The following is a 24911-nucleotide window of genomic DNA, read 5'->3' as shown; positions in this document are numbered from 1 at the left end:
GTCTCACTCACCGGCCGGGAGGTAGTCGTTGGTGTAGTAGGCGCTCCAGTCCGGTTCGGCCGTCAGGGCCTTGCCGTCGGCGTCGGCGAGCAGGCCGTTCTCGTAGAGGAACGAGCCGTAGTCCTTCCAGAACGAGGCGTCCTGCGCACCGACCTTGCCCGCGTCGGTGTTGAGGTAGCCGTCGTCCGCGAGCAGCTGCTGGCTCCTGCGCACCAGGGTGGCGTCGCTCAGCTGGGCCGCGTTCGCCTTGACCAGCAGGTCGGCCGCCTCCTGGGGCTTCTCGGCGGCGTAGCTGTAGCCCTGCGCGGTGGCCGCGAGGAACTTCTTCGCGATGTCCGGGTTGCCCTCCAGGTAGGAGGAACTCGCGGCCAGCAGCACCGAGTACTGGTCGGGGAAGCCGTAGTCGGTGGGCGCGAAGCTCTTCAGCGGCTCGCCCTTCTCCTGCGCCTCGACGCCCTCCCAGGTGATGACCGGGATGGTGAAGTCCGCCTTGCCGCTGTACACGGCCTGGTAGGCGGACGTGTCCAGCGCGATGCTCTTGAAGTCGCCCCGGCCGCCGTCGTGCTGGATCACGTACTTCAGAAGCGGGCCCTCGTCGGGCGAGCCGAACCCGGCGTAGGTCTTGCCGTCGAGGTCCTTCGGGCTCTTGATGTCGTCACGGTCGGCGCTCACCGAGATCGCGTAGGTGCCCTTCTTGTTCGGCGCGTACACCGCGACCACGTCCTGCCCGGCGGCCCGGGCGTAGGTCACACCGGCCTGGTACGAGAAGCCGAAGTCGGCCTTGGCGTGGGCGACCAGCGTCTCCGGCGAGGTGGACGAGTACGGGACGACCTTGAGCTTGATGCCCTGCTTCTCGTAGTAGCCGAGCTGGTCGGCCGCGAACACCCCGGTGTGGTTGGTGTTGGGCGTCCAGTCGAGGGCCACGGTCACTTCGGTGAGCCCGGAGCCCGATGCCCCAGAACCGCTGGAGGACGAACCACAGGCGGACGCGGCCAGCAGGGTCGCGGAGATTCCGGCCAGCAGGGCGGTGCGGCGCGTCAGAGATCGGGGCATCAGGAGTCCGTTACAGGTGAGGGGTTCTCGAGGGAGGAGCCTGAATACTGGATCAGCCTGGTGCAGAATGTCAACGCCCGCGCATGCCTGTGTATACACAGGTATGCTCACGCCGACACTGGACGCCGCCCCGGGAGTGAGCATGACCCAACGCACGAGCAGGCCGGAATCCGACAGCACCCCCGGCACCCTGTTCGAGCTGATGCGGTCGGACATCCTGGCCGGTGAGTTCGGCGCGACCGCCCTGCTGCAGGAGCTGCCGCTGGCCGAGCGCTACCGGGTCTCGCGCACCCCGGTCCGGGAGGCCCTGGCCCGGCTCGAGCACGAGGGCCTGGTCGAGAAGACCGGGCGCGGGCACCGCGTGCGCGCGGGTACGGCGGAGGACGTCCTCGAGGTCTACGAGGCGCGCATCGTGCTCGAGGGGCAGGCCGCGGCCAGTGCGGCCGAGCGCCGCTCCGAGCTCGACCTGGCCCGCCTGCAGCACCTGCACGCCCAGGTACTGAGCGGCGAGGCCGAGCGCAGCGCTCACTCCTCGTGGCACGCGACGATCTGGCGGGCCTCGCACAACCGCACGATCGAGGAACTGCTGCACCGGCTCACCGCCCAGCTGCGCATCTACGACCGCGGCACCCAGGAGACCCCGCACGACCTGGAACAGACCCGCACCGAGCACGAGGCGATCCTGTCCGCGGTGCGGGAGCGGCGTCCGTCCGACGCCCGCGACGCGATGACCGCCCACCTGACCCGGGCCCGCGAGGTCCGCCTGCACCGGTTCGGCAGCGAGGCGTAATGGGCTCCTGCACCACCGGTCTCGTGCTCCCGGTCCGGCACCGGCCCAGGAGTTACGGCTACGACACGATCCTCCGGCTCGCCGAGTACGCCGACGCGCAGCCGGGCTGGAACACACTGTGGACCGCCGACTCGATCATGGCCCTGCCGTTCCTCGACTCCGGCGTGCTGCTGGCCGCGCTCGCCGCCCGCACCCGCCGGGCCCGCCTGGGCATCGGCTGCCTGGCCTCGCTCGGCTTCCGGCACCCGGTCACGGTGGCCCGGCAGTGGGCCGACCTCGACCAGCTCTCGCACGGGCGCATGCTGCTCGCGGCCTGCCCGGGCAACGGCACCGGCACGGCCGTCGAGAACGAGTTGCGGACGTTCGGCATGGACTACGCCGAGAAGGTCGCCCGGTTCGAGGAGTCGGTGACGTTCCTCCGGGCGGTCAGCACCGGCGCGACGTCCTTCCACGGCCCGTTCACGCAGGTCGAGAACCTCGATCTGGGAGCCGGTTTCGTGCAGCGACCGCTGCCCACCTGGATCGCGGCCAATCCCTCACCACGGGCCGGCCGGGCCACGGTCGATCGCCTGCTGGGGCGGGTCGCGCGGCTGGGCACCGGCTGGATGACCTTCAACGTCACCCCCGAGCTCCTGCGCCAGCGCGTCGAGCGGCTGCACGAGCTGGGCCCCGGGCCGTTCGAGGTCTGCGTCTTCCTCAACACCAACGTCGGTCTCGATCAGAACCAGGTGCTCGCGGACGCGCGGGAGCGCTGGTTCCAGACGGCACCGCGCGGGGTGAGTGTGGACGACCTGGACGACATCGCGGCCGTCGGCTCCCCCGAGGCCGCGGCCGACCTGATCGGCCGGCTCGCCGAGGCCGGGGCCACGCACCTGGCGATCGAGCCGCTCAGCACCGACGTCCCGGCCCAGGTCGGGGCCCTGACCGAACTGCTGCTCCCCCGGCTCGACCTCACGACCCCCACGTCCGCAAGCACGTCCGAAAGGCCCTCCCGAGCATCGTGACCACCACCCCGCTGCTGCCCCCGCTCACCACCCCGCAGGAACTGCACGCCGTGCTCGGCGACCCACGCCTGCGCGTGGTCGACGCCACCGGATTCCTCGACCGCCCCGTGGGCGGTGGTCCCTACACGGTGCGTTCCGGGCGCGAGGGTCATGCCCAGGAGCACATTCCGGGAGCCGGGTACGCGGACATCGGTGGGGACCTGTCGGTGACGGGAGCACCGCGCCCGTTCACCCTGCCCTCGCCGGAGGATCTCGCCGCGGCGCTGGGGCGCACCGGGCTCGGCGACGGGGCGCACGTGGTGGTCTACGCCCGGAACACCCCGATGTGGGCGACCCGGCTGTGGTGGCTGCTGCACTACCTCGGGCACGACGCGGTCTCGGTGCTCGACGGCGGGCTGCCGGGCTGGAAGGCCGCGGGTCTTCCGCTGTCGCGGGGGCCGGTCGTGCTCCCGCCGGCCGTTCTCACCCCGCGACCTCGCACCGATCTGCTGGCCACGCTCGAGGACGTCCGGGACCCCTCGCCGAAAATGCTCGTGAACGCGCTGTCGCCCAGCGTTTTCCGGGGGGAGGGCGTCACCTCGTACAGCCGCCCGGGCCGGATCCCCGGCAGCGTGAACCTGCCCTGGACCTCACTGGTCGACGGGCCCTCACTGGTCTGGCACCCCGCGTCGGTGCGTTCGAGGGCCCTGGAGCCCTACGCGGACGACGATGTCGTGGCCTACTGCGGCGGCGGGATCTCGGCCACCGTCGACGTCTTCGGCTGGTACCTGGCCGGCCGCGACGACATCCGGCTCTACGACGGCTCGCTGGCCGAGTGGTCGGCCCAGCCGGACCTGCCCCTGCAGACCGGCTGAGCCCTTGACTCAGCGGCGATGGGCCGCAGCCGGATGCGTGTCCGCCACCCGCGTCAGCCCCGCGCCCCGGAAGTACTCCCGCAACGTCTCACCCTCGTACTCGTTCCAGACCCGTCCCCGGCGGCGCAGTTCCGGCACCACCAGGTCGACGAACTCACGGTGCCCGGCCGGGGCGATCGGGTCGGCGAGGTTGAACCCGTCGATCTCCGCGATCTCCATCCACTGCTCCATCTCGTCGGCCACCCGGGCGGGAGAGCCCACGAACACCGGCCCGCCACCACCCACGCCCACGAACTGCGCGAGTGACCGCGGCGTCCATTCGCGATCGGGGTCCATGGTGGTGAAAACATCGACCAGGCCCCGGATCCCCTCGGTCTCGGCGTGCCGCAACGGCTTGTCGGGGTCGAGGCCGGCCAGGTCGATGTCCAGCAGCGCGCTCCAGCGGGCCAGGCTGCCCTCCAGCGAGGTGTAGCTCTGCAGGTCCTTCAGCCGGTCCTGCGCGGCCTCGTCGGTGGCGCCGGTCACCACCGTGGCGATGGCGAAGATCTTCAGTTCCTGCGGGTCCCGCCCGTGTGCGGCGGCCTGGGCCCGGAACCGGCGCGACAGGTCACAGGCCATCTCCGCCTTGTAGGTGCTCACGAACACCCCCTCGGCGTGCCGGCCCGCGAAAGAGCTTCCCGAGGACGAGCTCCCGGCCTGGAAGATCACCGGGGTGCGCTGCACGGACGGCTCGGACAGGGCGATACCGGGCACGCTGAAGTACGTCCCGCGGTGCTCGATCGCGTGCACCTTCGCCGGGTCGGCGAACACGCCGGCCTCGGCGTCACGCACCACCGCGCCGTCCTCCCAGCTCCCCTCCCACAGCTTGTAGGTCACGTCCATGAACTCGTCGGCGATGAGATAGCGCTCGTCGTGGGGGATCTGCCGGTCCAGGCCGAGGTTGCGGGCGGCCGAGTCGAGGGCCGAGGTGACCACGTTCCACCCGATGCGTCCTTCGGTGAGGTGATCGAGCGTGGTCATCGTGCGGGCCAGGGCGTAGGGCTGCTCGTAGGTGGTGGACACGGTGACGGCGAACCCGAGCCGCCTCGTGACCGCGGCCATCGCCGGGATCACCAGGAGCGGGTTGCCGGTGGGGGTCTGGATGCCGTCACGCAGGGCCGCGGCGACCGAACCCTGGTACACCTCCAGCGGACCGAGGGCGTCCGCGATGAACAGGGCGTCGAATCCGCCCCGTTCGAGGATCTGGGCGGTCTCGACCCAGTGGCGAATGGTGCGGTACTCGTGGGCCCGGGAGTCCGGATGACGCCACAGACCCATCGCCGTGTGCCCAACCGTGTTCTGCCGCAAGCCGTTCAGGCGCATGCGCGGGGTGCTCATGCGGGCAACCCTAGGGCCGGGGCCCTGTGACGTGGCTCTCTCGCGTGCGTTCGTCCACATTTTAGACTAGATTGATAGACAATACTCAGGAAGCGAGGCGGCCACGAAGGGGATTGCCACGATGCCCGATTGGGACTGTCACCACAGCGTGACATGGAGGTACGAAATCTTCTGTTAACCTCCTGGGGTGTCCAGCGCCCTGCTTACCAGTCGCCGTGCGGTCGACTATGTCTGGGTCGCAAGCTCGCTCTGTCGCAGCTGATTTCGCACTCCTGAGCCCACGTCGAGGCCTGACGTCCCCCGTTTCGTCACGCCTCCGTGCACTTCCGTAACCCCCTCGCTCCCTCCTGTCCGGCTGGGCGATGCCGTCCGCCTTCACATCCGAGCCCGAAAACCCCGAGGAATCAACGTGTCTGAGATCGGCCCACAGAACACCCCGAGCTCCGAGTCCGAACCCCAGCTCCCGGCCAAGCCCCGCAACAACGCGCGCACCGCGATCATCGCCGGGGCCGCCGTGGTCGTCGTCGCGATCGCCGGTGTGACCTACGCCCTCACCTCGGGCGGTGACGACGACGAGAGCACCCCCGCCGGCGCCGCACCCGCCCAGACCGTGAGCATCGGGGTGGCCGACGCCTCGCAGGCCTACTGGAAGACGTACCAGGACCTGGCCAAGAAGGAACTGAACGTCGACGTCAAGCTGGTCAACTTCGGTGACTACAGCCAGCCGAACCCGGCGCTGAAGCAGAAGCAGACCGATCTGAACCAGTTCCAGCACATCCAGTACCTCGCCGACTACAACGTCACGAGCAACGACACGCTCCAGCCGATCGGCGCCACGGCCGTCTACCCGCTGCCGCTGTACTCCACCAAGTACAAGACGGTCGAGGAGATCCCGGCCAAGGCCAAGATCGCCATCCCGAACGACACGATCAACGAGGCCCGCGGTCTGCTCGTGCTCCAGGCCGCCGGTCTGGTCACGCTGAAAGACGGTGGCGGCGCCTTCTCCAGCACCGACGACATCGAGAGCGCCAAGGTCGAGGTCACCCCTCTCGACGCCTCCCAGACCGCCGGCGCCGTCAAGAGCGGCTCGGTCGACGCGTCCATCGTGAACAAGAACTTCGCCACCGACGCCGGCCTGAAGACCGAAGAGGCCATCTACCAGGACGACCCGTCCAGCGACAGCGCCGCGCCGTACGTCAACATCTTCGTGGCCCGCGCCGAGGACAAGGACAACGCGACCTACCTCAAGCTCGCGGAGCTCTACCACGACAAGAGCGTCGAGGAGGGTGTGCAGGAGGCCAACGGCGGCACGGCCATCTTCCGCACCACCCCGGCCGCCGACCTGCAGGCCGAGCTGGCGAAGGTGGAGGAACAGGCGCGTGCCGCCCAGTGACGTACACGTCCGGTTCGAGGGTGTGACCAAGAACTTTCCCGGCCGGACCCGCAGAGATCCCCCGCACCAGGTGCTGAAGGGGATCGACCTGGAGATCCGCCGCGGTGAGATCTTCGGCATCATCGGCTCCTCGGGCGCGGGCAAGAGCACGCTGGTGCGCCTGATCAACGGCCTGGAGCCGGTCACGTCCGGCCGTCTCCAGGTCGGCGACCGCGAGATCAGCGGGCTCAGCGAGGGCCGGCTGCGGGAGGTGCGGCGGGACATCGGCATGGTGTTCCAGCAGTTCAACCTGTTCCGCTCGCGCACGGTCGCCGGCAACGTGGCCTTCCCGCTCAAGGTGGCCGGGGTCAAGCAGCCCGAGCGGGACAGGAAGGTCGCCCGGCTGCTCGACTTCGTCGGCCTGCTGCAGCGCGCCAACGACCACCCGGAGCAGTTGTCGGGTGGTCAGCAGCAGCGGGTCGGCATCGCGCGGGCCCTGGCCACCGACCCGTCGCTGCTGCTGGCCGACGAGGCCACCAGCGCGCTCGACCCGGAGACCACCCAGGACGTGCTGAACCTGCTCAAGCAGGTGAACCGCGAGCTGGGGATCACGATCGTCATCATCACCCACGAGATGGACGTCATCCGGTCGATCGCCGACCGGGTGGCGGTGATCGACTCCGGGCAGGTCGTGGAGAGCGGCAGCGTCTACGACATCTTCGCGACGCCGCAGACACCGGAGGCCACCCGGTTCGTCAGCAGCACGCTGCGCGACCGGCCCTCGGCCACGACCCTGCAGCGGCTGCGGTCGGCGCACGACGGGCGGCTGGTGACGGTGCGGGTGCAGGACCGGCCCGGTTTCCAGACCACGCTCAGCCAGGCCTTTCTCAAGCGGGACGTGACCGCGGAGATCGTGTTCGGCGGGATCAGCGAACTGCAGGACCGGCCGGTGGGCAGCCTGACCTACGCCCTGACCGGTGACGACGGGGCCGTCGACCACGTGCTGACGGCCCTGCGGGCGGACGAGTTCGACCTCGAGGAGCACGTCGCATGAAGGACTTCGACTGGGAGGTCTTCCAGACCGCCATCGGGCAGACCTTCTTCATCGTGTCGATCTCGGTGGTGGTCGGCGGCCTGATCGGCCTGCTGCTGGGGCTGGTGCTCTACGCCACCCGCCCGGGCAACCTGATGTCCAGCCGCCCGGTGTTCATCCTGCTCAACGTGCTGGTGAACATCGTGCGGCCGATCCCGTTCGTGATCTTCCTGGTGGCGATCCAGCCGCTGATGCTGAACACCATCGGCACCACGATCGGCACCGACGCGGTCACGTTCGCGCTGTCGCTGTCGGCCGCGTTCGCGGTGAGCCGGATCGTCGAGCAGAACCTGCTCACGGTGAACCCGGGCGTGATCGAGGCCGCCCGCGCGGCCGGGGCCCGGCCGATCGGCATCCTGCTCACGGTGCTCGTGCCCGAGGCCCTCGGCCCGCTCATCCTCGGGTACACGTTCATCTTCGTGGCGGTCGTCGACATGTCCGCCCAGGCCGGCCTGTTCGGCGGTGGCGGCATCGGTGACTTCGCCATCACCTACGGCTCGCAGCGGTACAACTGGCCGGTGGTCTACATCAGCGTGGCGGCGATGATCATCCTGGTGCAGGCCGGGCAGTTCCTCGGCAACTACCTGGCGCGCAAGGCCCTGCGCCGCTGACTGTTCTTGCCGCTCCGGTGGCCGTGCCGATCACGTGATCGGCACGGCCACCGCTGTTGCAGGGCATCGATGACGGACGTCGTGGTCGCCTCTCACGTCTCGTGCGGCTTCCGGGGCGCCTCGGCGAGAGACGCCTCCACCGTGTCGCGCAGCTGGGCCAAGCGCTCGGCGATGGCGGCCAGATCGTCGCGGAGATCCTGCAGCCCGGCGGAGAACGTGTCGAGGCCGGCCGCGCCGAAGACCATGGCGGCCTCGTCGACGTGGGCGGCGGCGCTCTCGGTGACGGCCCCGGCGGCGGCCAGCTCCTCGGACGCCTCACCGGGCAGCTCGGGCGCGGGCCCCGGCCCGGGTGGGCCTCCTGCCCCGGGCGCGGATGCGGGCTCGTGCTCACGGGTGAACGGGTGCTCAGCGGCCGGGTCGTGCCCCTCGGCGTCCGGTCGCTCCGGCACGAGCACCTGGAGCAGGGCCTCGAGCGGGTGCGGGTCGTGGATCTGCTCGTGCGCGGCGGCGAGCAGTTCAACGGCCTGTTCGGTCTGGGCGGCGATGCCGTCCCAGCCGGCGTCGCTCATCTCCTCGGCCAGCTCCCGCGCTCGCCGCCGGCGACGCCGCAGACTCGCCGCGGCCACGCCGAGATCGGCAGCCAGGGCCGTTACCCCGTCATGGATCTCCGTGTAGGCAGACGTCTTCACTCCCCAGGATCCCGGGCCGCCCGTGCTCCACCACTTCCAGACGCTATACCGCGCGACGTCTTTCGGCGAGGCTGCTGAGGCGGATGGGCTGCGGATTCAGTGCCGGTTCCGGTCAGCGACGCGGCTGCACCCGGCCCTCGAGGGGACTCCGGGTGGGCGGACACGCCGAGGGACGGCGTTGCCGCAGCTCATCCGGCCGACCCGATCCACCCGCACCGCCGGTGGGCCGCGAGGACCCGGCGACCGAAACGTCCTCAAGCACGAAAACACTGGACACCCGTAGCCGGCGCACTACTCTCTGAGCTCATGCCGACCCCGAGCTTCGCGTGGATCGATCAGCAGTACGACCGCGAGCACGGCGACCGCTACGCCACCCACGTGCGCGCCCTGCAGACCGTGTTCACCGAGACCTACGGCGACATCTCCCCCGTCGGCTTCGCCTGCACGGCCTGGCGCCTGGCGACCCTGCCCTACCTCGACCCCGGCTACGTGCGGCTGCACCGTCGCGTGATCAGCGCGGTCTGCGAGCGCAACCCCTGGGACGGATCGCTCACCGCCCGCATCCAGCTAATCGCCCCGCCGCCCGAACCGCTGGCGAAAACCCAGGTGTGGGGCCGGGACCGGGGCTGGAAGGGCTGGCCGGTGGTGATGGGGCAGTACCTGGAGCCGTCGCCGGAGGAGCTGTCGAGGTTCCCGTTCGTGCGTCCCCTGCTGCTGATCGACGCTCCGGTGCCGCTGACCGACCTGCCGCCCGCCCCGGAGGAGGCGGGCCCGGAGCTGGCCGCGCTCGCGACCCGGGCGGTGTCGGTGCTCGCGCGGGAGCTGAACGAGCTCATGGGGCCGGTCATCAGCGCCCTGGAGTCCGATTGATCTGTTAACCGCGTTTTGACCCAGTTCTGCTACTGTCCGGTACGGAATGCGCTTCGGTTGCGTTCGGGACCGGACTGCTCGCGGGACCCGGTGTTCGGGCGCCTGGCTGACGGGTGACTCACGTGACCAATCCGCAGTGGGTGGGCGAGGACATCGACCTGACCCGCCCCAGTGTCTCCCGGATGTACGACTACTACCTCGGTGGCTTCCACAACTTCGGGCCGGACCGGGAGATGGCCGAGAAGGCCATCTCGGGGTGGCCCGACCTGCCGCTGATCATGCGCGCCAACCGGGCCTTCCTACGGCGGGGCGTGCACTTCCTGGTCGAGCAGGGGGTGCGCCAGTTCCTCGACATCGGCTCGGGCATCCCGACCGTGGGCAATGTGCACGAGGTGGCGCAGGAGCAGGCCCCGGACGCGCGGATCGTCTACGTCGACACCGACCCGGTCGCGGTGGCGCACAGCAAGCAGCTGCTCGAGGGCAATGCCGGCGCGGCCGCGCTGGCCGGTGACTTCACGCAGCCGGCCGAGCTGCTCACCGAGGTCGAGGAACTGGGCCTGCTGGACCGGTCGCAGCCGACGGCGGTGCTGCTCAACGCGCTGCTGCACTTCGTGCCGGACGAGGCCGAGCCGGCCGGGCTGATCGCGGCGTACCGCGACTGGAGCGCGCCCGGCAGCTACCTGATGATCAGCCACGCCACGCACGAGCTGCACCCGACCGAGCAGACCGAGGGCTTCAAGGAGCTGTACCGGAACGCGACCAGCCAGATGCGGTTCCGCGGGCGCGAGGAGGTGGCCGAGTTCTTCGACGGCTACGAACTCGTCGAGCCCGGGGTCGAGCTGCTGGCCCGCTGGCGCCCCGAGCCCGACGCCCCGCTCGAGGACGCCGAGCGCTTCCCGGGCTGGGCCGGAGTGGGCCGCAAGCCGTGACGGCGAGCCCGTGACCTCACGCCGGACGGTGGGCCGATGACCCAGAAGCGACTCAGTGCCGACTGGGAGTCCGCCCTGCGCGAGTCCGGGGACCCGCTGGCCGGGCACGACTTCGCCCACCTGGCCGAGCGTCTGGCCATGGTGACGCTGGCCGGCCTGACCCCGACGGCGGACGCGGAGAAGTCCGGCCGCCGTCTGGGCCGGCTGCTGGCCGACGCCCACTTCACCGCGCCGAAGGCGGTCGGGCAGGCGGTCATGGTGCTGGCCCGGTACGCCCCCGACGTGGGCGACGTGTACCGCGAGCGCCAGCTCGTGCTGATGCAGGGCGGGCTGGCGGCCGGGCACGCGTCGGCGGTGCAGCAGCGGTTGCTGACGCAGCAGGAGGCGATCCACCGGGCCTCGTCGGCCGCGCGCGACGAGGTGGCCCGGGCGCTGAGCGAGTCCGAGGCACGGTGGCGGCGTCTGGTGAACCAGGCGCCGGTGGGCATCGCGATCGGGGACACCGAGGGCAACATCCTCGAGGCCAACGCGTCGCTGCAGCGCATGCTCGGGTTCTCGCTCGAGGACATGCGCGGGATGCGGATCGAGCAGTTCACGCACCCGCAGGACGGTGAGGACGTCTGGTCGCAGTACGCCGACCTGGTGGCCGGGCGGCGTGACGAGTACCGGATGGAGAAGCAGTACGTCCGCAAGGACGGCGAGGTGGCGTGGACGAACCTCAGCGTCAGCCTGATCCGGGACCCCGACGGCGCGCCCGCGTTCCAGGTGGCCGTGGTCGAGGACATCACCGAGCGGCACACGCTGGCCGAGCGGCTGCAGCACGAGGCCACGCACGACCCGCTGACCGGGCTGCCCAACCGGGTGCTGTTCCTGCGGCGCCTCGACCGGGCGGTGGCCGACCCGGGTCCCGACGAGCGGGTCGCGGTGCTGTTCATCGACCTGGACGGGTTCAAGTTCGTCAACGACTCGCGCGGGCACATCGTGGGTGACCGGGTGCTGATCGCGGTGGCGGAACGGCTGGCCGAGGCCTCCCGGCAGTCCGGGGCGCTGATCGCGCGGCTCGCGGGCGACGAGTTCGTGGCCCTGCTGTCCGGGAGCCTGGAGGACAAGCAGCCGATGACGGTGGCCGAGGAGCTGCTGGCGGCGCTGAAGCAGCCGCTGAAGGTGACGGGCCAGCTGCCGGTGCAGGTCGGGGCCAGCATCGGGGTGGTGGAACTGCCCAGCACGGGCGCCAACTCGGCCGAGATCATGCAGGCCGCCGACCTCGCGCTGCACGCCGCGAAGGAGGCCGGCAAGGGCCGCGTGGTGGAGCACGACCCGAAGCGGCGGGCCGGTCAGCTGACGAAGTTCCAGGTCGCGATGCAGCTTCCGGGCCTGGTGGAGCGGGGTGAGCTGGCGCTGGTCTACCAGCCGCTGGTGCGCCTGGACTCCGGGGCCGTGCACAGTGTCGAGGCGCTGCTGCGCTGGAACCACCCGACGATGGGCTCGCTGTCCCCCGACATGTTCATCCGGATCGCCGAGGAGAACGCCGCGATCCTGCCGATCGGGCGGTGGGTGCTCGACCGGGCCTGCGAGGACATGGCGGTCAGTGCCTGGCCCGCGGTGAACATCAATGTCAGTGTGCGGCAGCTGTACTCGCCGCAGTTCGTGGACGACATCCGGCGAGCGCTCGACCTGGCCCAGATCGACCCGTCGGCGCTGCGGGTGGAGATCACCGAGAGCGTCGTGATGAACCTCGACGACCCGGAGCCGGTGGCGGTGCTGGACCAGCTGACCGGGCTGGGCGTGCGGCTGGTGATGGACGACTTCGGCACCGGGTACAGCAATCTCGCGGCGCTGCGGCGGCTGCCGTGGCACGAGCTGAAGCTGGCCGGGGCGTTCCTGGAGAGCACCCGGGCCGGACGCGCCTGGAACCCGACCGACCAGCGCATCCTGGCGACGCTGGTCGACCTCGCCCACAGCATCGACCTGCTGGTGACGGCCGAGGGCGTGGAGACGGCGGAGCAGGACCAGCAGGTGCGCAGCATCGGGTGTGACGTGGGGCAGGGCTGGTTCTACGCCCGGCCCGCGCCGGTGTCGTCGTCGGCGATCGTGGTGAGCAAGCCGCGCACTCCCCCGCAGAGGCGCTCGGGAACCGCCCCGAACACCGCGCCGATGAACACGATCCAGGTGCGGCGCTAGCTCACATGGTGCTCACGCCGACGTAGAACACCGCGCCGGCGACCACGAGCATCCCGGCGAAGGCGGTGCCCGTGGCCATCAGCGCGATGCGCGGCGTGATCCGTCGGCGCACGAGCAGATAGGTGGACGCGGTGGCCACGAACGCCATCGGGGCCAGGTACGACACGAGCAGCGAGGCGGTCGTGGTGACCAGCGCGGCGCCGATCGCGACGCCCCTCGCCCGGCGCCCGAGGTCGGGACGCAGCACGCGGTAGCAGGCCGTGCCGACGGCGAGCGCGACGAACGCGACCATCGCGAAGTAGTTCACGTGGACCAGGGCGATGGCCACGAAGAAGCTCGCCGGGACGAGCCCCAGGGTGGCGAGCCCGACCGCGGCCGGACGCGGGTGCTGCCGCTGGTGCGCGACGACCGCGGCGATCACGGCGGCGTAACCGCCGAACAGCAGGATCAGCGCCAGCAGCGCGATGTCGATGGGGAGCTCGATGTCCATGGCCCGAGCCTGTCAGCGGGGGGCGGGCGGGGCGTCCGTCCGAAGGCGGAATGGTGGACGGCGTGGTCGCGTCATCCTTTGGTCGCACCTCCGGACGGGGCACCGCGGAACCGGGCCGGCGGGTGGCCGGGTGGCCGGCCGTCCCGGTGACGGGAAGGGCTCAGGCCGCCGGGATCTCGCCGGTGACCACGATGCTCTGGCGCGCCAGGATGTTGCCGGTGACGTTGAACCCCAGGTAGGCGGGCGAGCCCTCGGCCGGGACGCCGAGTTTCTCCACGCCGACCGCGTGCACGGTGACGTAGTAGCGGTGCGGCCCGTGCCCGGCCGGCGGGGCCGCGCCCACGAATCCGGCGAAGCCCGCGTCGTTCTTCAGGGTGAGAGCGCCCTCGGGCAGCGCGGGGGCGCTCGCGTCACCGGCGTTCTCGGGCAGGTGGGTGACCGACGCCGGGATGTCGGCGACCGCCCAGTGCCAGAAGCCGGACATGGTGGGGGCGTCGGGGTCGAAGACCGTGACCACGTAGCTCTTCGTGCCCTCGGGCGCGCCCGACCAGCTCAGCTGGGGCGAGGCGTCGGTGCCGCCGGGAACGCCCATGGCGCCGGAGTACTGGGCCGGGGGCAGGGGCTGCCCGTCGGTCACGGTGTCGCTGGTCAGCGTGAAGCCGGGCACCTCGGGGAGGCCCGCGAAAGGATCATTCGTGTTCATACGGACGATCCTACGAACTCCCACCGGCCGGTGCCCCGGCGGCCGCCAGCGCCGACCGCAGGACGCCGGTGAGACAGGGGGGTTCGGCTCCCGCGGGGAGGGCCTCGACCAGGAGCGGCGGGTAGTGGATCTTGCGGCCGGACCGGGTGCCGAGGAAACGCCGCAGCTGGTCCTCGACCCGCTCACCGCGGTGGTCGGGCTGCTGGGCGAGCGTCTCGAACCGGGCCCGCTCACCCTCCGCCGCGATCACGTCGAGCACGGCCGCGGGGCCGAGGGCGCGGATCAGCTCGTCCTCCAGATCCCGCACGCAGGCGTGGAACCCGGCCGCGGCGAGTGCGGCCCGGGCCGGGGCGTCGTCGAACAGCTCCCGCCGGGATCCGGTGTAGCGCGGGAACCGGCCGGCCCGTTCCAGCCCGCGCCGCACGTAGCCGATCTCGGCCTCGTCGTAGAGCCCGGCCCGACCGAGGCCGGCGAGTTCGAGAAGGAACTTCGCGATGCCGGAGGCCCCGCCCATCGGCACCACGAGCACGCGTTCGCGGGCCAGGTCGATCCCGAGCCGCCGGGCCGTGGCACCCACCGCCCCCTGGTCGCTCTCCCCCTCGACCAGCAGCACCGCCCGGGCACGCCGTTCGGTCGCCAGGCGCAGGGCGGTCACCGGATCCACGCCTCGCACGCTAGCAACGGACGGGTGAGAGCACCGGGGCGGAGGGTGGTTCGGAACCCCCGTCGAGGGGCCGATCGGGGGAGGCGCCGTCACGACACGCCGCCGATAGCTACTCACGGTTAATTTACCCGGGGTGGGTGCCGATACCGGAAATCGCGGCATTCACCACCGATCCCGAGGAGCCCGGCAGCCCCTATGGAACACATCGAGTCAGTGCGGGACCGGCTCGCGGCGCTGCGGGCCGCGCCCGATGCGAACCCGGTCTGGACGGCCCTCCCCGAGGGGGACGCCGTCGAGCCCGAGACCAGTGGCCCCCTGCGGGGCTGGCTGGTCGCGGTGAAGGACAACGTCGACGTGGCGGGCCTTCTCACCAGCGCCACCACCGGACGTCCCCTCTACACCCCGGAGCAGGACGCCCCGGTCGTGGCGGCCCTGCGCGCGGCGGGAGCGATCGTCGCGGGCAAGACCAGCATGGGCCAGCTGGCGACCGGTGCCCGGGACGCCTCCGGCGACCTGTCGTCGATCGCCGACGCGGACTTCATCGCCGGCGGTTCCGGCGGGGCGGTGGCCGTGGCCCGGGGTCTGACGGACGTCGCGATCGGCACGGACGCCGGTGGATCGGGCCGTGTCCCGGCCGCTTTCAACGGGATCATCGGCCTGCGCCCGACCGCCGGGCTGATCCCCTCGGCCGGCGCCGTACTGGCCGCGCCCGGCTACGAGTCGATGTCGCTGTTCGCCCGCGACCTCGACCACGCCGAGCAGGCCCTGGCCGTGGTGGTGAAACACTGCCTGGACGTGCCCGGCAGCCGCCCCTGGCCCGCCGACGCCCCGCTGGCCGCCCCGGCCCGGGTGCGCCTCGGCGTGCCGACCGCCGCCGGGCTCGACCCGATGGCCCCGGCCTGGCGCACCGCGTTCGAGCACGGCGGGCGGCGCATCGACCCGGCCCAGTTCGAGATCGTGCGCGTCGACGTCACCGAACTGCTCGGTGCCCGGCTGCCCTACGACGTGCCGCTGCTGCGCGACCTGCAGGCCCAGCGCGCGATGGCGTCGCGGGTCAGCGCGCTCTGGAACCAGATCGACGTGCTGGTCACGCCGACCGCCCCGGGGCACCCGACCCACGAGCACGCCGCCAACGACCCGGCCGGCGTCACCGCCTGGCTGGGCACCTACACGAACTTCGTCGACCTCCTCGACCTGGCCGCGGTGGCCCTGCCGATGTCCACCGATCCGGACCTGCCGGTCGGGATCACGCTGGTCGGGCCCGCGTTCAGCGACCGTGTGCTGCTCGACGTGGCCGCCCGCCTGCGTCCCGACCTGGCCCCGCTGCAGCCCTGGCTGCCCGGCCACCACGAGATCGCGGTGGTCGGCGAGCACACCCGCGGGGGCGCTGCCGAGCACGAGCTGACCCGGCTCGGAGCCCGTTTCGTGCGGGAGGCGAGGACCTCGCCGGAGTACGTCCTGCACCGCGCCGGCCTGGTGCGGCGCCCGGGTGGTGCCAGCATCGCCACCGAGATCTGGGCCCTGCCCTCGGCCGCACTCTCACCGCTGCTGGGATGCGTCCCGGCCCCCCTCAGCCTCGGCACGGTCCGTCTCGACGACGGCACCACCGTCACCGGTTTCGTCTGCGAGCCCGGTGCCACCTTCGCCGTGACACCTTCCCCCGAAAGCCCGGCTCCCCGGAGCGTGGCGCCCCCCGTAGAAAGGCCGAACATGCCCCGCACCCCCGGTGACCGGATCGCAGAGATCGGTGGGCTGTTCTCCACCCGCGCCCTGGAACACGTGCGTCCGCTGGTCACCGAGGACCTGCTCGAGGAACACCGCAAGTCGCCGCTGGAGGTCACCAACCCGGCACTGCGTCACCTGCTCGAGCAGATCGCCCAGGCCCCGACCACCGACGACCTGGCCGTGCTCACGCTCAAGCCGGGCGAGAGCTACCAGGTGATCCGCCGGGCCGTGCTGCGCGGGTTCCCGCACGACCTCAGCGACATCCGCCGCTACCCGACGGAAGAGGCCGCGCTGCACGAGATCCTGCTGCGCCGCCTGGCCTCGCTGGGCCTGCGCCCGCGGGTCCCGGGGGACGACGACGGGGTGATGGCCACCGAGCCCGACACCAAGCTCCCCCGCGTCATCGGTTACACCGACCGGCTCGGCGTGAAGCAGGGCACCAGCGTCGACGTGCACCTGTCGTCGACGCACCCGGTCATGGTCACCGCCGACCTGGTCTCCCTCGGCTCGCCCGAGGTCGTCGCCTCGTTCGGCGACGTCCAGGTCACCCCGCAGCGCACCGTGATGGGCTCGTGCGCCGTCACCGGCCTGCTCCCGGTCGACATCTGCGTGCTGACGGCCATCTTCATGCCGACCGGTATCGGCAACGGCCGTCAGGTCGTGCTCTCCCAGGACGGGGACGCCGGCTGGGCGTTCGCGATCGACAAGCAGGGACGCCCCGAGCTCACCACCGGTGGGGTCACCACGACCGGCAAGAAGCCGCTCGTGAACGGCGTCTGGTACATGGTCGCGGTGGAGGGCGCGGAGAAGGGCACGTTCACCGTCGCCACCGTGCCCGCCCCGCGCTCGGGCTGGACGTCGGGCGTCACGATGATGCCGCAGACCGTCACCGCCGAGGTCCCGCTCGTGATGTCCGACCAGCCACTGCGTTTCGCGGCCCGCACCCAGGGTGAGGCCTGGGCCGACTGCTTCGACGGCAAGATCGAGACCCCGGTCGCCCTGAAGGCCGGCCTGAGCGCCGCCGACGTGGTCAAGGGCGCCCGCCGCCGGATGCCCGCCCGCGAGCAGGAGACCGCCGTCGTCATCTGGGACGTCGCGGCCAACCTGAACGACGAGGGCATCAAGGACCACGAGATCCCCGGCCTGGTGCGCTCGGAGTCGGGCGGCTGGGAGGAGGTCCCGTCGGTCGCCGCGCAGACCCTGAACGCGCCGACCTGGGCCGTGACCTCCTCGGGCTGGAACGGCATGCAGGACTCGTTCGCGGGCCGCCCCGAGCAGTGGGCCGCCGTGCACTTCCACCGCTCCGACCTGGACGACTGCCGCTGGCCGGTCTCGTTCACGGTCGAGGTCGCCGACACCGTGCGCAGCGGTGCCTACGTGGTGCGCCTGTGCGCGCCCGGTTTCGAGACCGAACTGCTGCCGCTGTTCGTCGAGCCGGAGTGGCCCGAGGCCAAGCTCGCCGTCATCGTGCCGACCCTGTCGTACCTGGCCGCCGAGGACGAGCCGGCCCCGCCGGTGATCACCGACGCCGACCTCTACCTGCACGACCACCCGGAGTTCGGGCACCACAACGGCGAGACCCACGCGTCGCTGCGCCGCCCGCTGCTGCACCTGCGCTCCACCGGCTCGGGCCGCCTCGCCTCCGACACCCAGCTGCTGTCGTGGCTGGACGCCGAGGGCATCCCCTACGAGGTCGTCACCGACCACACGCTGCACGAGCAGGGCGCCGAGGCGCTGCGCAACTACGCGGCCGCCACCACCACGAGCCGTCCCGAGCACTACACCACCACGATGCTGGACGCGGTGGAGGACTACGTGAACGGCGGTGGCCGATTCATGTACCTGGGTGCCCAGGGCTTCTCCAGCCGGGTCTCGGTGGACTACCGCCGTCCCTGGGTGATGGAGCTGCGCCGGGCCGACGCCCGCCCGGGCGAGCTGTTCGCCGCCTACTCGGGTGAGCGCGGCGGGTCGTGGAGCACGCTGGGCCGCGCGCCGCACAAGTTCTTCAACGTCGGCTCCGGCTCACGCCGCCCCGACCTGGCCGGCTGGTACCGCCGCCTGGCCGACGCCGACGACGAGCGCGCCGCGTTCATCCTCGACGGCGTCACCGACGAGACGTTCGGCAAGCTCGACGCGCACAGCGTGGACCACTACGACCCGGCGCTCGGCTCCTCGCCGGACGTGCTGGTGCTGGCCACCGGTGAGGGCCTCTCGCAGGTCAACGACCCGTCGGTGCGCGCCGACATGACCTACCGGGTGACCACCTCCGACGGGGCGGTGTTCACGGCCGGCGCCAGCTCGTGGTGCGGGTCGCTGGGCAAGGACCCGGCCGTCTCCCGGATCACCAAGAACGTGATCACGCGCTTCATCGACGAGGAGCAGCTCGACTGAGAACGCGGGCCCGGGATTTGGAAGGATGGGTGTCATGACGACTCCCCCCGACGTCCCCGGCAAGGCGCTGCAGCTCGTCCCCTCGCCCGGCTCGGACTGGAAACTCGAGCCGGGCGGCGGGTCGCTGTCGACCACCGCCCACCCGAAGTCCGACATCTTCGTCGACCCGTCCGGCACGGTCGCGCCCACCGCCAACGCGGCCACCCTGCTCACCGTCGCCCCGGACGGCGACTTCCAGCTCATCGCCCGCGTCGGCGTGGACTTCACCGCCACCTTCGACGCGGGCGTGCTGCTGCTCTGGTTCGACGAGAAGCACTGGGCCAAGCTGTGCTTCGAGTACTCCCCGGCCAGGGAGCCGATGGTGGTCTCGGTGGTCTGCCGCGGCGTGGCCGACGACTCCAACGCCTTCGTCGTCGAGCAGGAGACGGTCTGGCTGCGGGTCTCCCGCATCGACGACACGTTCGCCTACCACGCGTCCCTCGACGGCGAGACCTGGCGGCTCATCCGGTACTTCACCGTTCCCGGCTCGGACGAGCCACTGCGGGTCGGGTTCGAGGCCCAGTCGCCCACCGGCGACGGGTGCGCGGTGACCTTCGAGGACGTGAAGTTCACGGACGTGCGGCTGGAGGACCTGCGGAACGGGAGCTGACCTCCCGGGCCCCCTCCTTCGCCTGCTGGATCAGCCGGTACACGTGCGCCCGGAGCCCGGCGAACCGGGCGTCCGACCGGGTGGTGAGCTGGTCGCGCCCCGCGGGCAGGTCGACCGTGACGTCCTCGAGGATCACGGTCGGCCGGTTCGACAGCACCAGCACCCGCTCCCCCAGGTAGACCGCCTCGTCGATGTCGTGCGTGACGAAGACGATCGTGACGCCCAGGTTCCGCCACAGGCGCCGCACCAGGTCTTCCAGCTCGGCGCGGGTCTGGGCGTCGACGGCGGCGAACGGCTCGTCCATCACCAGCACCGTCGGCGCGTAGGCGATCGCCCGGGCGATCGCCACGCGCTGCTGCATGCCGCCCGACAGCTGCCAGGGGTGCGCGTCGTGACTGTCGAGCAGCCCGACCGAGGCCAGTGCCTCCTGGGCCACCGACCGCCGCTGGGCCTTCGGCAGACCCTTCTCGACCAACGGGCGTTCCACGTTCTGCCGCACCGTCATCCACGGGAACAGGCTGCGGCCGTACTCCTGGAACACCACCGCCATGCCCTCGGGCGGTTCCGTCACCGGTGAGCCGTTGAGCCGCACCTCCCCCGCCGACGGCCGCAGCAAACCCGAGATGCACCTCAGCAGGGTGGTTTTCCCGGCCCCCGAGGGGCCCACCACCGTGACCAGCTCACCCCGCGCGACGTCGAAGGTCAGCTCGCGGATCGCCTCGACGGTGCGCCCGTGACCCTCGTAGGTCTTGGCGAGTCCCTGCACCTCAAGCGCTTTCATCACAGTCCCCGGTCTGCCTGGCGCTGGCCCCGGTACCAGCCCAGCGCGCGGTGTTCGACGATGCGGAAGATCACGGACAGCGCCACCCCGAGCAGACCGAGCACGATGATGCCCGTCCACATCTGCGGGACGGCGAACCCGCGCTGGAACTGCACGACCGACGCGCCCAGACCGTGGCTGGCCCCGAACAGCTCACTGATCACCATGAGGATGACCGCGATCGACAGTGCCTGCCGGGCCCCGGCCGCGATCTGCGGGCTCGCGGCCGGCAGGATCACGTGCCGCAGCCGGCTCCGGCGGCGAAAACGGTAGCTGCGCGCGGTGTCCAGCAGCACCTCGTCGACCGCCCGCACCCCCTCGACCGTGTTCAGCAGCACCGGCCACAGGCACCCGAGCGCGATCGTGATGATCTTCGAGAGGTCACCGGTGTAGCCCGCGAACAGCGCGATCACCGGCACCAGCACCGGCGGCGGGATCGCCCGGAAGAACTCCAGCGTCGGTTCGGTCAGCGCTCGCAGGGTCTTGATGCGACCGATCGCGACCCCGGCGGCCACCCCGAGCACCACGGCGGCCAGGTAGCCGGCCGTGAGCCGGGCCACGCTCGGCAGCACGTCGGTGCCGATGCGCTCGCCGAACCAGGTGTCCGGGAACGCCCTCAGCACCGTGGACAGCGGCGGCCAGAAGAAGTTCGTGCTCCCGGCCGTGAGCACCCACCACAACCCGACCAGCACCGAAGGCACCAGGAGCGCCGCGGCCACCCGGCGTCCGGAGTTCGCCAGCACCTACGCCACCGCCTCTCGCCGCACCGACGGGTGCCAGTGCAGCAGGCGGCGCTCCAGGGCCCGGGCCAGGACATTGACCAGCAGCCCGATCACACCGACCACGATGACCAGGGCATAGGTGCGCGGCACCGCTCCCGACGACTGCGCGACCCCGATCGAGCGCCCCAGCCCCGGCACCCCGACGACGAGCTCGGCGGTGATCTCGAGGATCAGCGCGACCGCCGCCGCCAGCCGGAAACCGGTGAGCACGTAGGGAAGTGCCGTCGGCCAGACCACCGTCCGGGCGGTGGCCAGCCGCGAGAACCGGTACGAGCGGGCCGTGTCGCGGGCCACCGGGTCGACGTCGGCCACCCCGTAGAGCACCTGCACGAGCACCGGCCAGGTCGCGGCGTAGACCACGAGGATCAGCGCCGACTGCGGCCTGCTGCCGTAGATCAGCACCACCAGCGGGATCAGCGCCACCGAGGGGATCGGGCGCAGGAACTCGATGGTGGACGCGGTGAACTCCCGGAACAGGGGAACGCCGCCGATGACGATCCCGGCCGACACCCCGACCGCGCCGGCGATCAGCAGCCCGAGGACCCACCCCCGCAGCGTCTGCCCGGTCGCCTCCCAGAACTCCCCCTCACCCGCGACAGTTCCCAGCTCACGCAGCATCTCACTGGCCGGCGGCAGGTAGGCGGCGTCGACCAGACCACTGCGGGGCAGGACCTCGAAGACCGCGAGGGTGATCGCCAGCCCGAGGAGCCCCAGCGGGAGGTCCCTTCTCACGGGAGCAGTCTCGTCAGGTCGGGCTCGCTCGTGATCAGCCCGTCGTCGAGGGCCAGCTTGCTCAGCACCGAGATGGAGTTCGTGTCGATCGTGTCGGGCCAGCTGGGCAGGGTCACGGCCTCCTGGATGTCCGGCTCGATCTTGGTGTAGCTGGAGAGCACCTCGCGGGCCGCGTCCGGGTTGTCGTTCGCGTACTTCAGCGACTTCTGCATGGCGGTGGTGAACTTCTGCACCGTGTCACCGTGCTCGCCGAGGTACTGCTGCGACGTGAAGTACAGCCCGACGGTCAGTTCCGGGTCGGTCTGGGCGAAGTTCGAGGCGATCTCGCGCAGGCCCTGCTTCTTCGCGATGGTCAGGAACGGCTCGACCACCTGCCCCGCGTCGACGTCCCCGCCCGCCACCGCGGCCGGGATGTCGGGGAAGGCCAGCTCGGTGTACGCGATCTTCGAGGGGTCACCGCCGGCGTCACGCACCACCTTGTTGGTGGTCGTCGTGTTGATGTTCTTCAGCGTGTTCACGGCCACCCGCCGGCCCGCCAGGTCGGCCGCGGTCTTGATCGGGCTGTCGGCCGCCACCACGATCCCGCCGAAGTCCTGACCCTGCTCACCGGTCGAGGCCACGCCCTCCGCGACCGCTTTCAGTGGCAGCCCCTGTGAGGCGGCGACCAGCAGGCTGGTGGTGTTGCTGAACCCGAACTGGTACTGCCCGCTCATCACCCCGGGCACGATCGCGGCTCCGCCCTGGGCGGTCTCGAGCTTCAGCTCCAGCCCCTGCTCCTTGAAGAAGCCCTGCTCGATGCCCAGATAGACGGGCGCGACGTCGAGAATGGGGATGACACCGACGGTCACCGAGGTGGTACCGCCCTCACCCGTCGCCTCCTCGCCGTCGGACCCTCCGCAGGCGCTCAGGGCCAGCGCGGCGACGAGCGCCGACGCCAGCAGCACGGACGATCCCCGGAACGGTCTGCGCATCGCAGGCTCCTCTTCGAGTGACGGCTTCATCGCCGGGACCACCCAACCGGATTGTCAACAATTTAGTCAACGATTTAGCCGCCCGTTCGGCGCCAAATCCGACATATTACCCCTTCGTCTCTTGAACTACTTTGTTGACAATCTTGCGCACACCCCTGTTACGGTCGAGCCGCGCACCTGAGTCAGGCTCTGTGTCAACGTTTTTGACGAGGAGATGTCGTGACCGCTGCCCCGCCCCCGCCCCCGCCCGTTCTCACGCACGATCCGGACCGGTCCCGCGACATCGCCCACCTCGGGCCGGTCGAGCTGTACACCCCCGTGCTCGAGCAGTCGGCCGACTTCTTCGTGCGGCAGATGGGGTTGCGCGAGGTGCACCGCGACGCCGGCTCGGTGTACCTGCACACCTGGGACGACTACCAGTCCTGGACGCTGCGGCTGATCCGGCGCGACCGGGCCGGGGTCGGGCGCACCTACCTACGCGTCACGGGACCGGCTGCGCTGGAACGCTTCTCCGCTCTGGGGACGTTCACGGAATCGGTCCGCGGACTCGGTCGCGTGCTCTGCTTCGACGACCCGGACGGCCACCCGACGGGCCTGTACTGGGACGTGAACCGTTACCAGGCCGACGAGTCCGACCGGCCCGCCCTGAAGAACCAGGCCGCGGCCTACCCCGGCCGGGGCGCGAACGTGCGGCGCCTCGACCACGTGAACTACCTGACCGCCGACGTCCCCGCCTCGGCCCGCTTCGTCGGCGAGGTGCTGGGCGGCCGCTGCACCGAGCGCATCCTGAAGGACGACGGCTCGCCCCAGGCCGTCTGGTTCAACCTGCAGACCAAGACCTACGACCTGGTCCACACCGAGGACTGGACCGGAAGTTCCGGCCGGCTGCACCATCTCGCGTTCGCCACCGACACCCGCGAGGAGATCCTGCGGGCCGCCGACGTGTTTCTCGACGCCGGCACCCACATCGAGACCGGCCCGCACAAGCACGCGATCCAGCAGACGTTCTTCCTCTACGTCTGGGAGCCGGGCGGGAACCGGATCGAGCTGTGCAACGCCGGGGCCCGGCTGATCCTGGCGCCGGACTGGGAGACGATCTCGTGGAGCGCGGCCGAGCGGGCGAAAGGCCAGGCCTGGGGCCTGAAGACGATCGAGACCTTCCACACCCACGGCACACCCGAGGTCACGACTCCTCCAGCGCACTGATCACGCCGGCCAGGTGGGCCCGGGCGGCGGCCTCGGCCGCCTCCGGGTCGCGGGCGGTGATCGCCTCCACGATGGCCAGGTGCTCACCCAGAGACGTCTGCGGACGGCCGGGGCGCAGCGCCAGCCGGAACTGGTGGCGCACCAGCTGGGCGTTGAGCCGGTCGAGCACCCGCTCGGCCACCGGCTGGTCGGCGATCCGCCGCACCGCCGTGTGCAGTTCCCGGTTGACCGCCGAATAGGCCACCGGGTCGACGTCGTCCACGGCCTGCCGCAGCCGCGCCGCCAGGGTGCGGAGCTCGGCGTCGTCGGCGGCCGTGGCCAGGCGGGCGGCCCGCCCGGCGCAGAGCCCTTCGAGCACCATGCGGCACTCGGTGATGGCGATGGCCTCGGCGACCGACACCACCCGAACCCGCGCGCCCCGGTTGGGGATCCGCTCGACGAGCCCTTCCGCGGTCAGGTCGATGAGCGCCGCGCGCACGCTGGCCCGGGTGACCCCGTAGGCCTCGGACAGCTCGCTCTCGACCAGCCGCTGCCCGGGCGCCAGCTCGCCCTGGGCCAGGGCCTCGCGCAACGCGTTCACGGCGACCTGCGTACCGGCCGCCCCCTCCCGCAGACCCTCGGCCACCCGGACTCCTTCGTCACTCACCGGTCCCACAGTGTCGACAATATCGTCCTCAATCACCGGGACGACGCCCGCCACCTCCCGGGAGCCCGACGGACAGCGCGGCGCCGGGCAGCACGAGTCCCCAGCAGCAGGGTGACGAGGACTCGGCGCGGGCCGACCCGGTCGGCGGGACAGACCAGCGGGGCACACCGGGTGGAAGTCGGGCCATCCGCCCGGGGTCACGGCACGGGAACAGTCTGCCCAACGAGAAAAAGGGAGCCGGAGCTCCCTGCCACTGTCCACGTTATAGCGCAGTGGGGGCCTTGCGGCAAGGCCCCGTCGATGGCTCAC

Annotated in this window: 23 protein-coding genes; 12 read left to right on the top strand and 11 right to left on the bottom strand. The window is 71.2% G+C overall.

Annotated features, from left to right (window positions below):
• Positions 1-3: 3 nt before the first annotated feature.
• Positions 4-1053 (bottom strand): ABC transporter substrate-binding protein, encoded by a 1050-nt coding sequence (locus J2S57_RS24240; RefSeq protein ID WP_307246943.1) that lies wholly within the window; start codon positions 1051-1053, stop codon positions 4-6.
• Between the two features lie 142 nt (positions 1054-1195).
• On the opposite strand from J2S57_RS24240, the gene J2S57_RS24235 reads away from it, so the two are divergent.
• Genes J2S57_RS24235 through J2S57_RS24225 form a run of 3 tightly spaced genes read left to right on the top strand, consistent with a single transcriptional unit; the run spans position 1196 to position 3701 of the window.
• Positions 1196-1843, top strand: coding sequence for a GntR family transcriptional regulator (locus J2S57_RS24235; protein WP_307246941.1), 648 nt, complete (start codon positions 1196-1198; stop codon positions 1841-1843).
• Entirely contained in the window at positions 1843-2847 is a 1005-nt protein-coding gene (locus J2S57_RS24230; protein ID WP_307246939.1) for an LLM class flavin-dependent oxidoreductase, read from the top strand. The genes J2S57_RS24235 and J2S57_RS24230 overlap by 1 nt, the downstream gene beginning before the upstream one ends.
• A complete protein-coding gene (locus J2S57_RS24225; RefSeq protein WP_307246937.1) occupies positions 2844-3701 on the top strand; it encodes a sulfurtransferase in 858 nt (285 codons plus the stop codon). Before J2S57_RS24230 ends, J2S57_RS24225 begins: the two co-directional genes overlap by 4 nt.
• 9 nt (positions 3702-3710) lie before the next feature.
• Here the strand turns inward: J2S57_RS24225 and J2S57_RS24220 are convergent, their stop codons facing one another.
• Entirely contained in the window at positions 3711-5078 is a 1368-nt protein-coding gene (locus J2S57_RS24220; protein ID WP_307246934.1) for an LLM class flavin-dependent oxidoreductase, read from the bottom strand.
• Positions 5079-5487: 409 nt separating this feature from the next.
• On the opposite strand from J2S57_RS24220, the gene J2S57_RS24215 reads away from it, so the two are divergent.
• The 3 genes from J2S57_RS24215 to J2S57_RS24205 are packed head-to-tail and all read left to right on the top strand — an operon-like array spanning position 5488 to position 8154.
• Positions 5488-6471 (top strand): MetQ/NlpA family ABC transporter substrate-binding protein, encoded by a 984-nt coding sequence (locus J2S57_RS24215; RefSeq protein WP_307246932.1) that lies wholly within the window; start codon positions 5488-5490, stop codon positions 6469-6471.
• The gene (locus J2S57_RS24210; RefSeq protein ID WP_307246929.1) at positions 6458-7504 is read left to right on the top strand and encodes a methionine ABC transporter ATP-binding protein; all 1047 of its coding nucleotides are present in this window, start codon (positions 6458-6460) and stop codon (positions 7502-7504) included. The genes J2S57_RS24215 and J2S57_RS24210 overlap by 14 nt, the downstream gene beginning before the upstream one ends.
• Positions 7501-8154: a methionine ABC transporter permease gene (locus J2S57_RS24205; protein WP_307246927.1), complete on the top strand. Its 654-nt coding sequence runs from the start codon at positions 7501-7503 to the stop codon at positions 8152-8154. Before J2S57_RS24210 ends, J2S57_RS24205 begins: the two co-directional genes overlap by 4 nt.
• A gap of 92 nt (positions 8155-8246) precedes the next feature.
• On the opposite strand, the gene J2S57_RS24200 is transcribed toward J2S57_RS24205, so the two are convergent.
• A complete protein-coding gene (locus J2S57_RS24200) occupies positions 8247-8843 on the bottom strand; it encodes a hypothetical protein (RefSeq protein WP_307246925.1) in 597 nt (198 codons plus the stop codon).
• Positions 8844-9149: 306 nt separating this feature from the next.
• On the opposite strand from J2S57_RS24200, the gene J2S57_RS24195 reads away from it, so the two are divergent.
• The 3 genes from J2S57_RS24195 to J2S57_RS24185 all read left to right on the top strand — a co-directional run bounded on the left by J2S57_RS24195 (position 9150) and on the right by J2S57_RS24185 (position 12823).
• Positions 9150-9713, top strand: coding sequence for a hypothetical protein (locus J2S57_RS24195; RefSeq protein WP_307246923.1), 564 nt, complete (start codon positions 9150-9152; stop codon positions 9711-9713).
• A 122-nt stretch (positions 9714-9835) separates the two neighbouring features.
• Positions 9836-10642, top strand: a complete 807-nt coding sequence (locus J2S57_RS24190; RefSeq protein WP_307246921.1) for an SAM-dependent methyltransferase — start codon at positions 9836-9838, stop codon at positions 10640-10642.
• Between the two features lie 36 nt (positions 10643-10678).
• Positions 10679-12823 carry a putative bifunctional diguanylate cyclase/phosphodiesterase gene (locus J2S57_RS24185; RefSeq protein ID WP_307246919.1) on the top strand — a complete coding sequence of 715 codons (2145 nt, stop codon included), beginning with the start codon at positions 10679-10681 and terminating at the stop codon, positions 12821-12823.
• 1 nt (position 12824) lies between these two features.
• On the opposite strand, the gene J2S57_RS24180 is transcribed toward J2S57_RS24185, so the two are convergent.
• The 3 genes from J2S57_RS24180 to J2S57_RS24170 form a co-directional block, all read right to left on the bottom strand.
• Positions 12825-13313 (bottom strand): hypothetical protein, encoded by a 489-nt coding sequence (locus tag J2S57_RS24180; protein ID WP_307246916.1) that lies wholly within the window; start codon positions 13311-13313, stop codon positions 12825-12827.
• A gap of 160 nt (positions 13314-13473) precedes the next feature.
• Complete coding sequence (locus tag J2S57_RS24175) at positions 13474-14016, bottom strand: YbhB/YbcL family Raf kinase inhibitor-like protein (protein ID WP_307246914.1); 543 nt, start codon at positions 14014-14016, stop codon at positions 13474-13476.
• 10 nt (positions 14017-14026) lie between these two features.
• Complete coding sequence (locus J2S57_RS24170; RefSeq protein ID WP_307246912.1) at positions 14027-14680, bottom strand: TOPRIM nucleotidyl transferase/hydrolase domain-containing protein; 654 nt, start codon at positions 14678-14680, stop codon at positions 14027-14029.
• Positions 14681-14875: 195 nt separating this feature from the next.
• Between J2S57_RS24170 and J2S57_RS24165 the strand changes: the two genes are divergently transcribed.
• Complete coding sequence (locus J2S57_RS24165) at positions 14876-18796, top strand: amidase family protein (protein ID WP_307246910.1); 3921 nt, start codon at positions 14876-14878, stop codon at positions 18794-18796.
• A 34-nt stretch (positions 18797-18830) separates the two neighbouring features.
• Positions 18831-19445: a DUF1349 domain-containing protein gene (locus tag J2S57_RS24160; protein WP_307246908.1), complete on the top strand. Its 615-nt coding sequence runs from the start codon at positions 18831-18833 to the stop codon at positions 19443-19445.
• Here J2S57_RS24160 and J2S57_RS24155 read toward each other — a convergent pair.
• The 4 genes from J2S57_RS24155 to J2S57_RS24140 are packed head-to-tail and all read right to left on the bottom strand — an operon-like array spanning position 19405 to position 22750.
• Positions 19405-20226: an ABC transporter ATP-binding protein gene (locus J2S57_RS24155; protein ID WP_307246906.1), complete on the bottom strand. Its 822-nt coding sequence runs from the start codon at positions 20224-20226 to the stop codon at positions 19405-19407. The two genes, J2S57_RS24160 and J2S57_RS24155, sit on opposite strands and share 41 nt — an antisense overlap.
• The gene (locus tag J2S57_RS24150; protein WP_307246904.1) at positions 20226-21008 is read right to left on the bottom strand and encodes an ABC transporter permease; all 783 of its coding nucleotides are present in this window, start codon (positions 21006-21008) and stop codon (positions 20226-20228) included. Before J2S57_RS24150 ends, J2S57_RS24155 begins: the two co-directional genes overlap by 1 nt.
• Positions 21009-21779, bottom strand: a complete 771-nt coding sequence (locus J2S57_RS24145) for an ABC transporter permease (protein ID WP_307246902.1) — start codon at positions 21777-21779, stop codon at positions 21009-21011.
• Positions 21776-22750 (bottom strand): ABC transporter substrate-binding protein, encoded by a 975-nt coding sequence (locus J2S57_RS24140; protein WP_307246900.1) that lies wholly within the window; start codon positions 22748-22750, stop codon positions 21776-21778. The genes J2S57_RS24145 and J2S57_RS24140 overlap by 4 nt, the downstream gene beginning before the upstream one ends.
• 219 nt (positions 22751-22969) lie before the next feature.
• On the opposite strand from J2S57_RS24140, the gene J2S57_RS24135 reads away from it, so the two are divergent.
• A complete protein-coding gene (locus J2S57_RS24135; protein ID WP_307246898.1) occupies positions 22970-23956 on the top strand; it encodes a VOC family protein in 987 nt (328 codons plus the stop codon).
• On the opposite strand, the gene J2S57_RS24130 is transcribed toward J2S57_RS24135, so the two are convergent.
• Positions 23934-24602, bottom strand: coding sequence for a GntR family transcriptional regulator (locus J2S57_RS24130; RefSeq protein WP_307246896.1), 669 nt, complete (start codon positions 24600-24602; stop codon positions 23934-23936). The genes J2S57_RS24135 and J2S57_RS24130 overlap by 23 nt on opposite strands.
• Between the last annotated feature and the right edge of the window lie 309 nt (positions 24603-24911).

Origin of the sequence: Kineosporia succinea, assembly GCF_030811555.1 — a bacterium.
In the GTDB taxonomy this organism is placed as follows: Bacteria; Actinomycetota; Actinomycetes; order Actinomycetales; family Kineosporiaceae; genus Kineosporia; species Kineosporia succinea.
The sequence above is the reverse complement of the archived record's forward strand: the minus strand, read 5'-3'. Positions and strand labels throughout refer to the sequence as shown.

What these genes read in the sequence shown, in the direction of transcription:
- J2S57_RS24240 (WP_307246943.1), bottom strand. Translation starts at nt 1,053, where the DNA reads ATGCCCCGATCTCTGACGCGCCGCACCGCCCTGCTGGCCGGAATCTCC.
- J2S57_RS24235 (WP_307246941.1), top strand. Translation starts at nt 1,196, where the DNA reads ATGACCCAACGCACGAGCAGGCCGGAATCCGACAGCACCCCCGGCACC.
- J2S57_RS24230 (WP_307246939.1), top strand. Translation starts at nt 1,843, where the DNA reads ATGGGCTCCTGCACCACCGGTCTCGTGCTCCCGGTCCGGCACCGGCCC.
- J2S57_RS24220 (WP_307246934.1), bottom strand. Translation starts at nt 5,078, where the DNA reads ATGAGCACCCCGCGCATGCGCCTGAACGGCTTGCGGCAGAACACGGTT.
- J2S57_RS24205 (WP_307246927.1), top strand. Translation starts at nt 7,501, where the DNA reads ATGAAGGACTTCGACTGGGAGGTCTTCCAGACCGCCATCGGGCAGACC.
- J2S57_RS24195 (WP_307246923.1), top strand. Translation starts at nt 9,150, where the DNA reads ATGCCGACCCCGAGCTTCGCGTGGATCGATCAGCAGTACGACCGCGAG.
- J2S57_RS24185 (WP_307246919.1), top strand. Translation starts at nt 10,679, where the DNA reads ATGACCCAGAAGCGACTCAGTGCCGACTGGGAGTCCGCCCTGCGCGAG.
- J2S57_RS24180 (WP_307246916.1), bottom strand. Translation starts at nt 13,313, where the DNA reads ATGGACATCGAGCTCCCCATCGACATCGCGCTGCTGGCGCTGATCCTG.
- J2S57_RS24175 (WP_307246914.1), bottom strand. Translation starts at nt 14,016, where the DNA reads ATGAACACGAATGATCCTTTCGCGGGCCTCCCCGAGGTGCCCGGCTTC.
- J2S57_RS24165 (WP_307246910.1), top strand. Translation starts at nt 14,876, where the DNA reads ATGGAACACATCGAGTCAGTGCGGGACCGGCTCGCGGCGCTGCGGGCC.
- J2S57_RS24160 (WP_307246908.1), top strand. Translation starts at nt 18,831, where the DNA reads ATGACGACTCCCCCCGACGTCCCCGGCAAGGCGCTGCAGCTCGTCCCC.
- J2S57_RS24155 (WP_307246906.1), bottom strand. Translation starts at nt 20,226, where the DNA reads ATGAAAGCGCTTGAGGTGCAGGGACTCGCCAAGACCTACGAGGGTCAC.
- J2S57_RS24140 (WP_307246900.1), bottom strand. Translation starts at nt 22,750, where the DNA reads ATGCGCAGACCGTTCCGGGGATCGTCCGTGCTGCTGGCGTCGGCGCTC.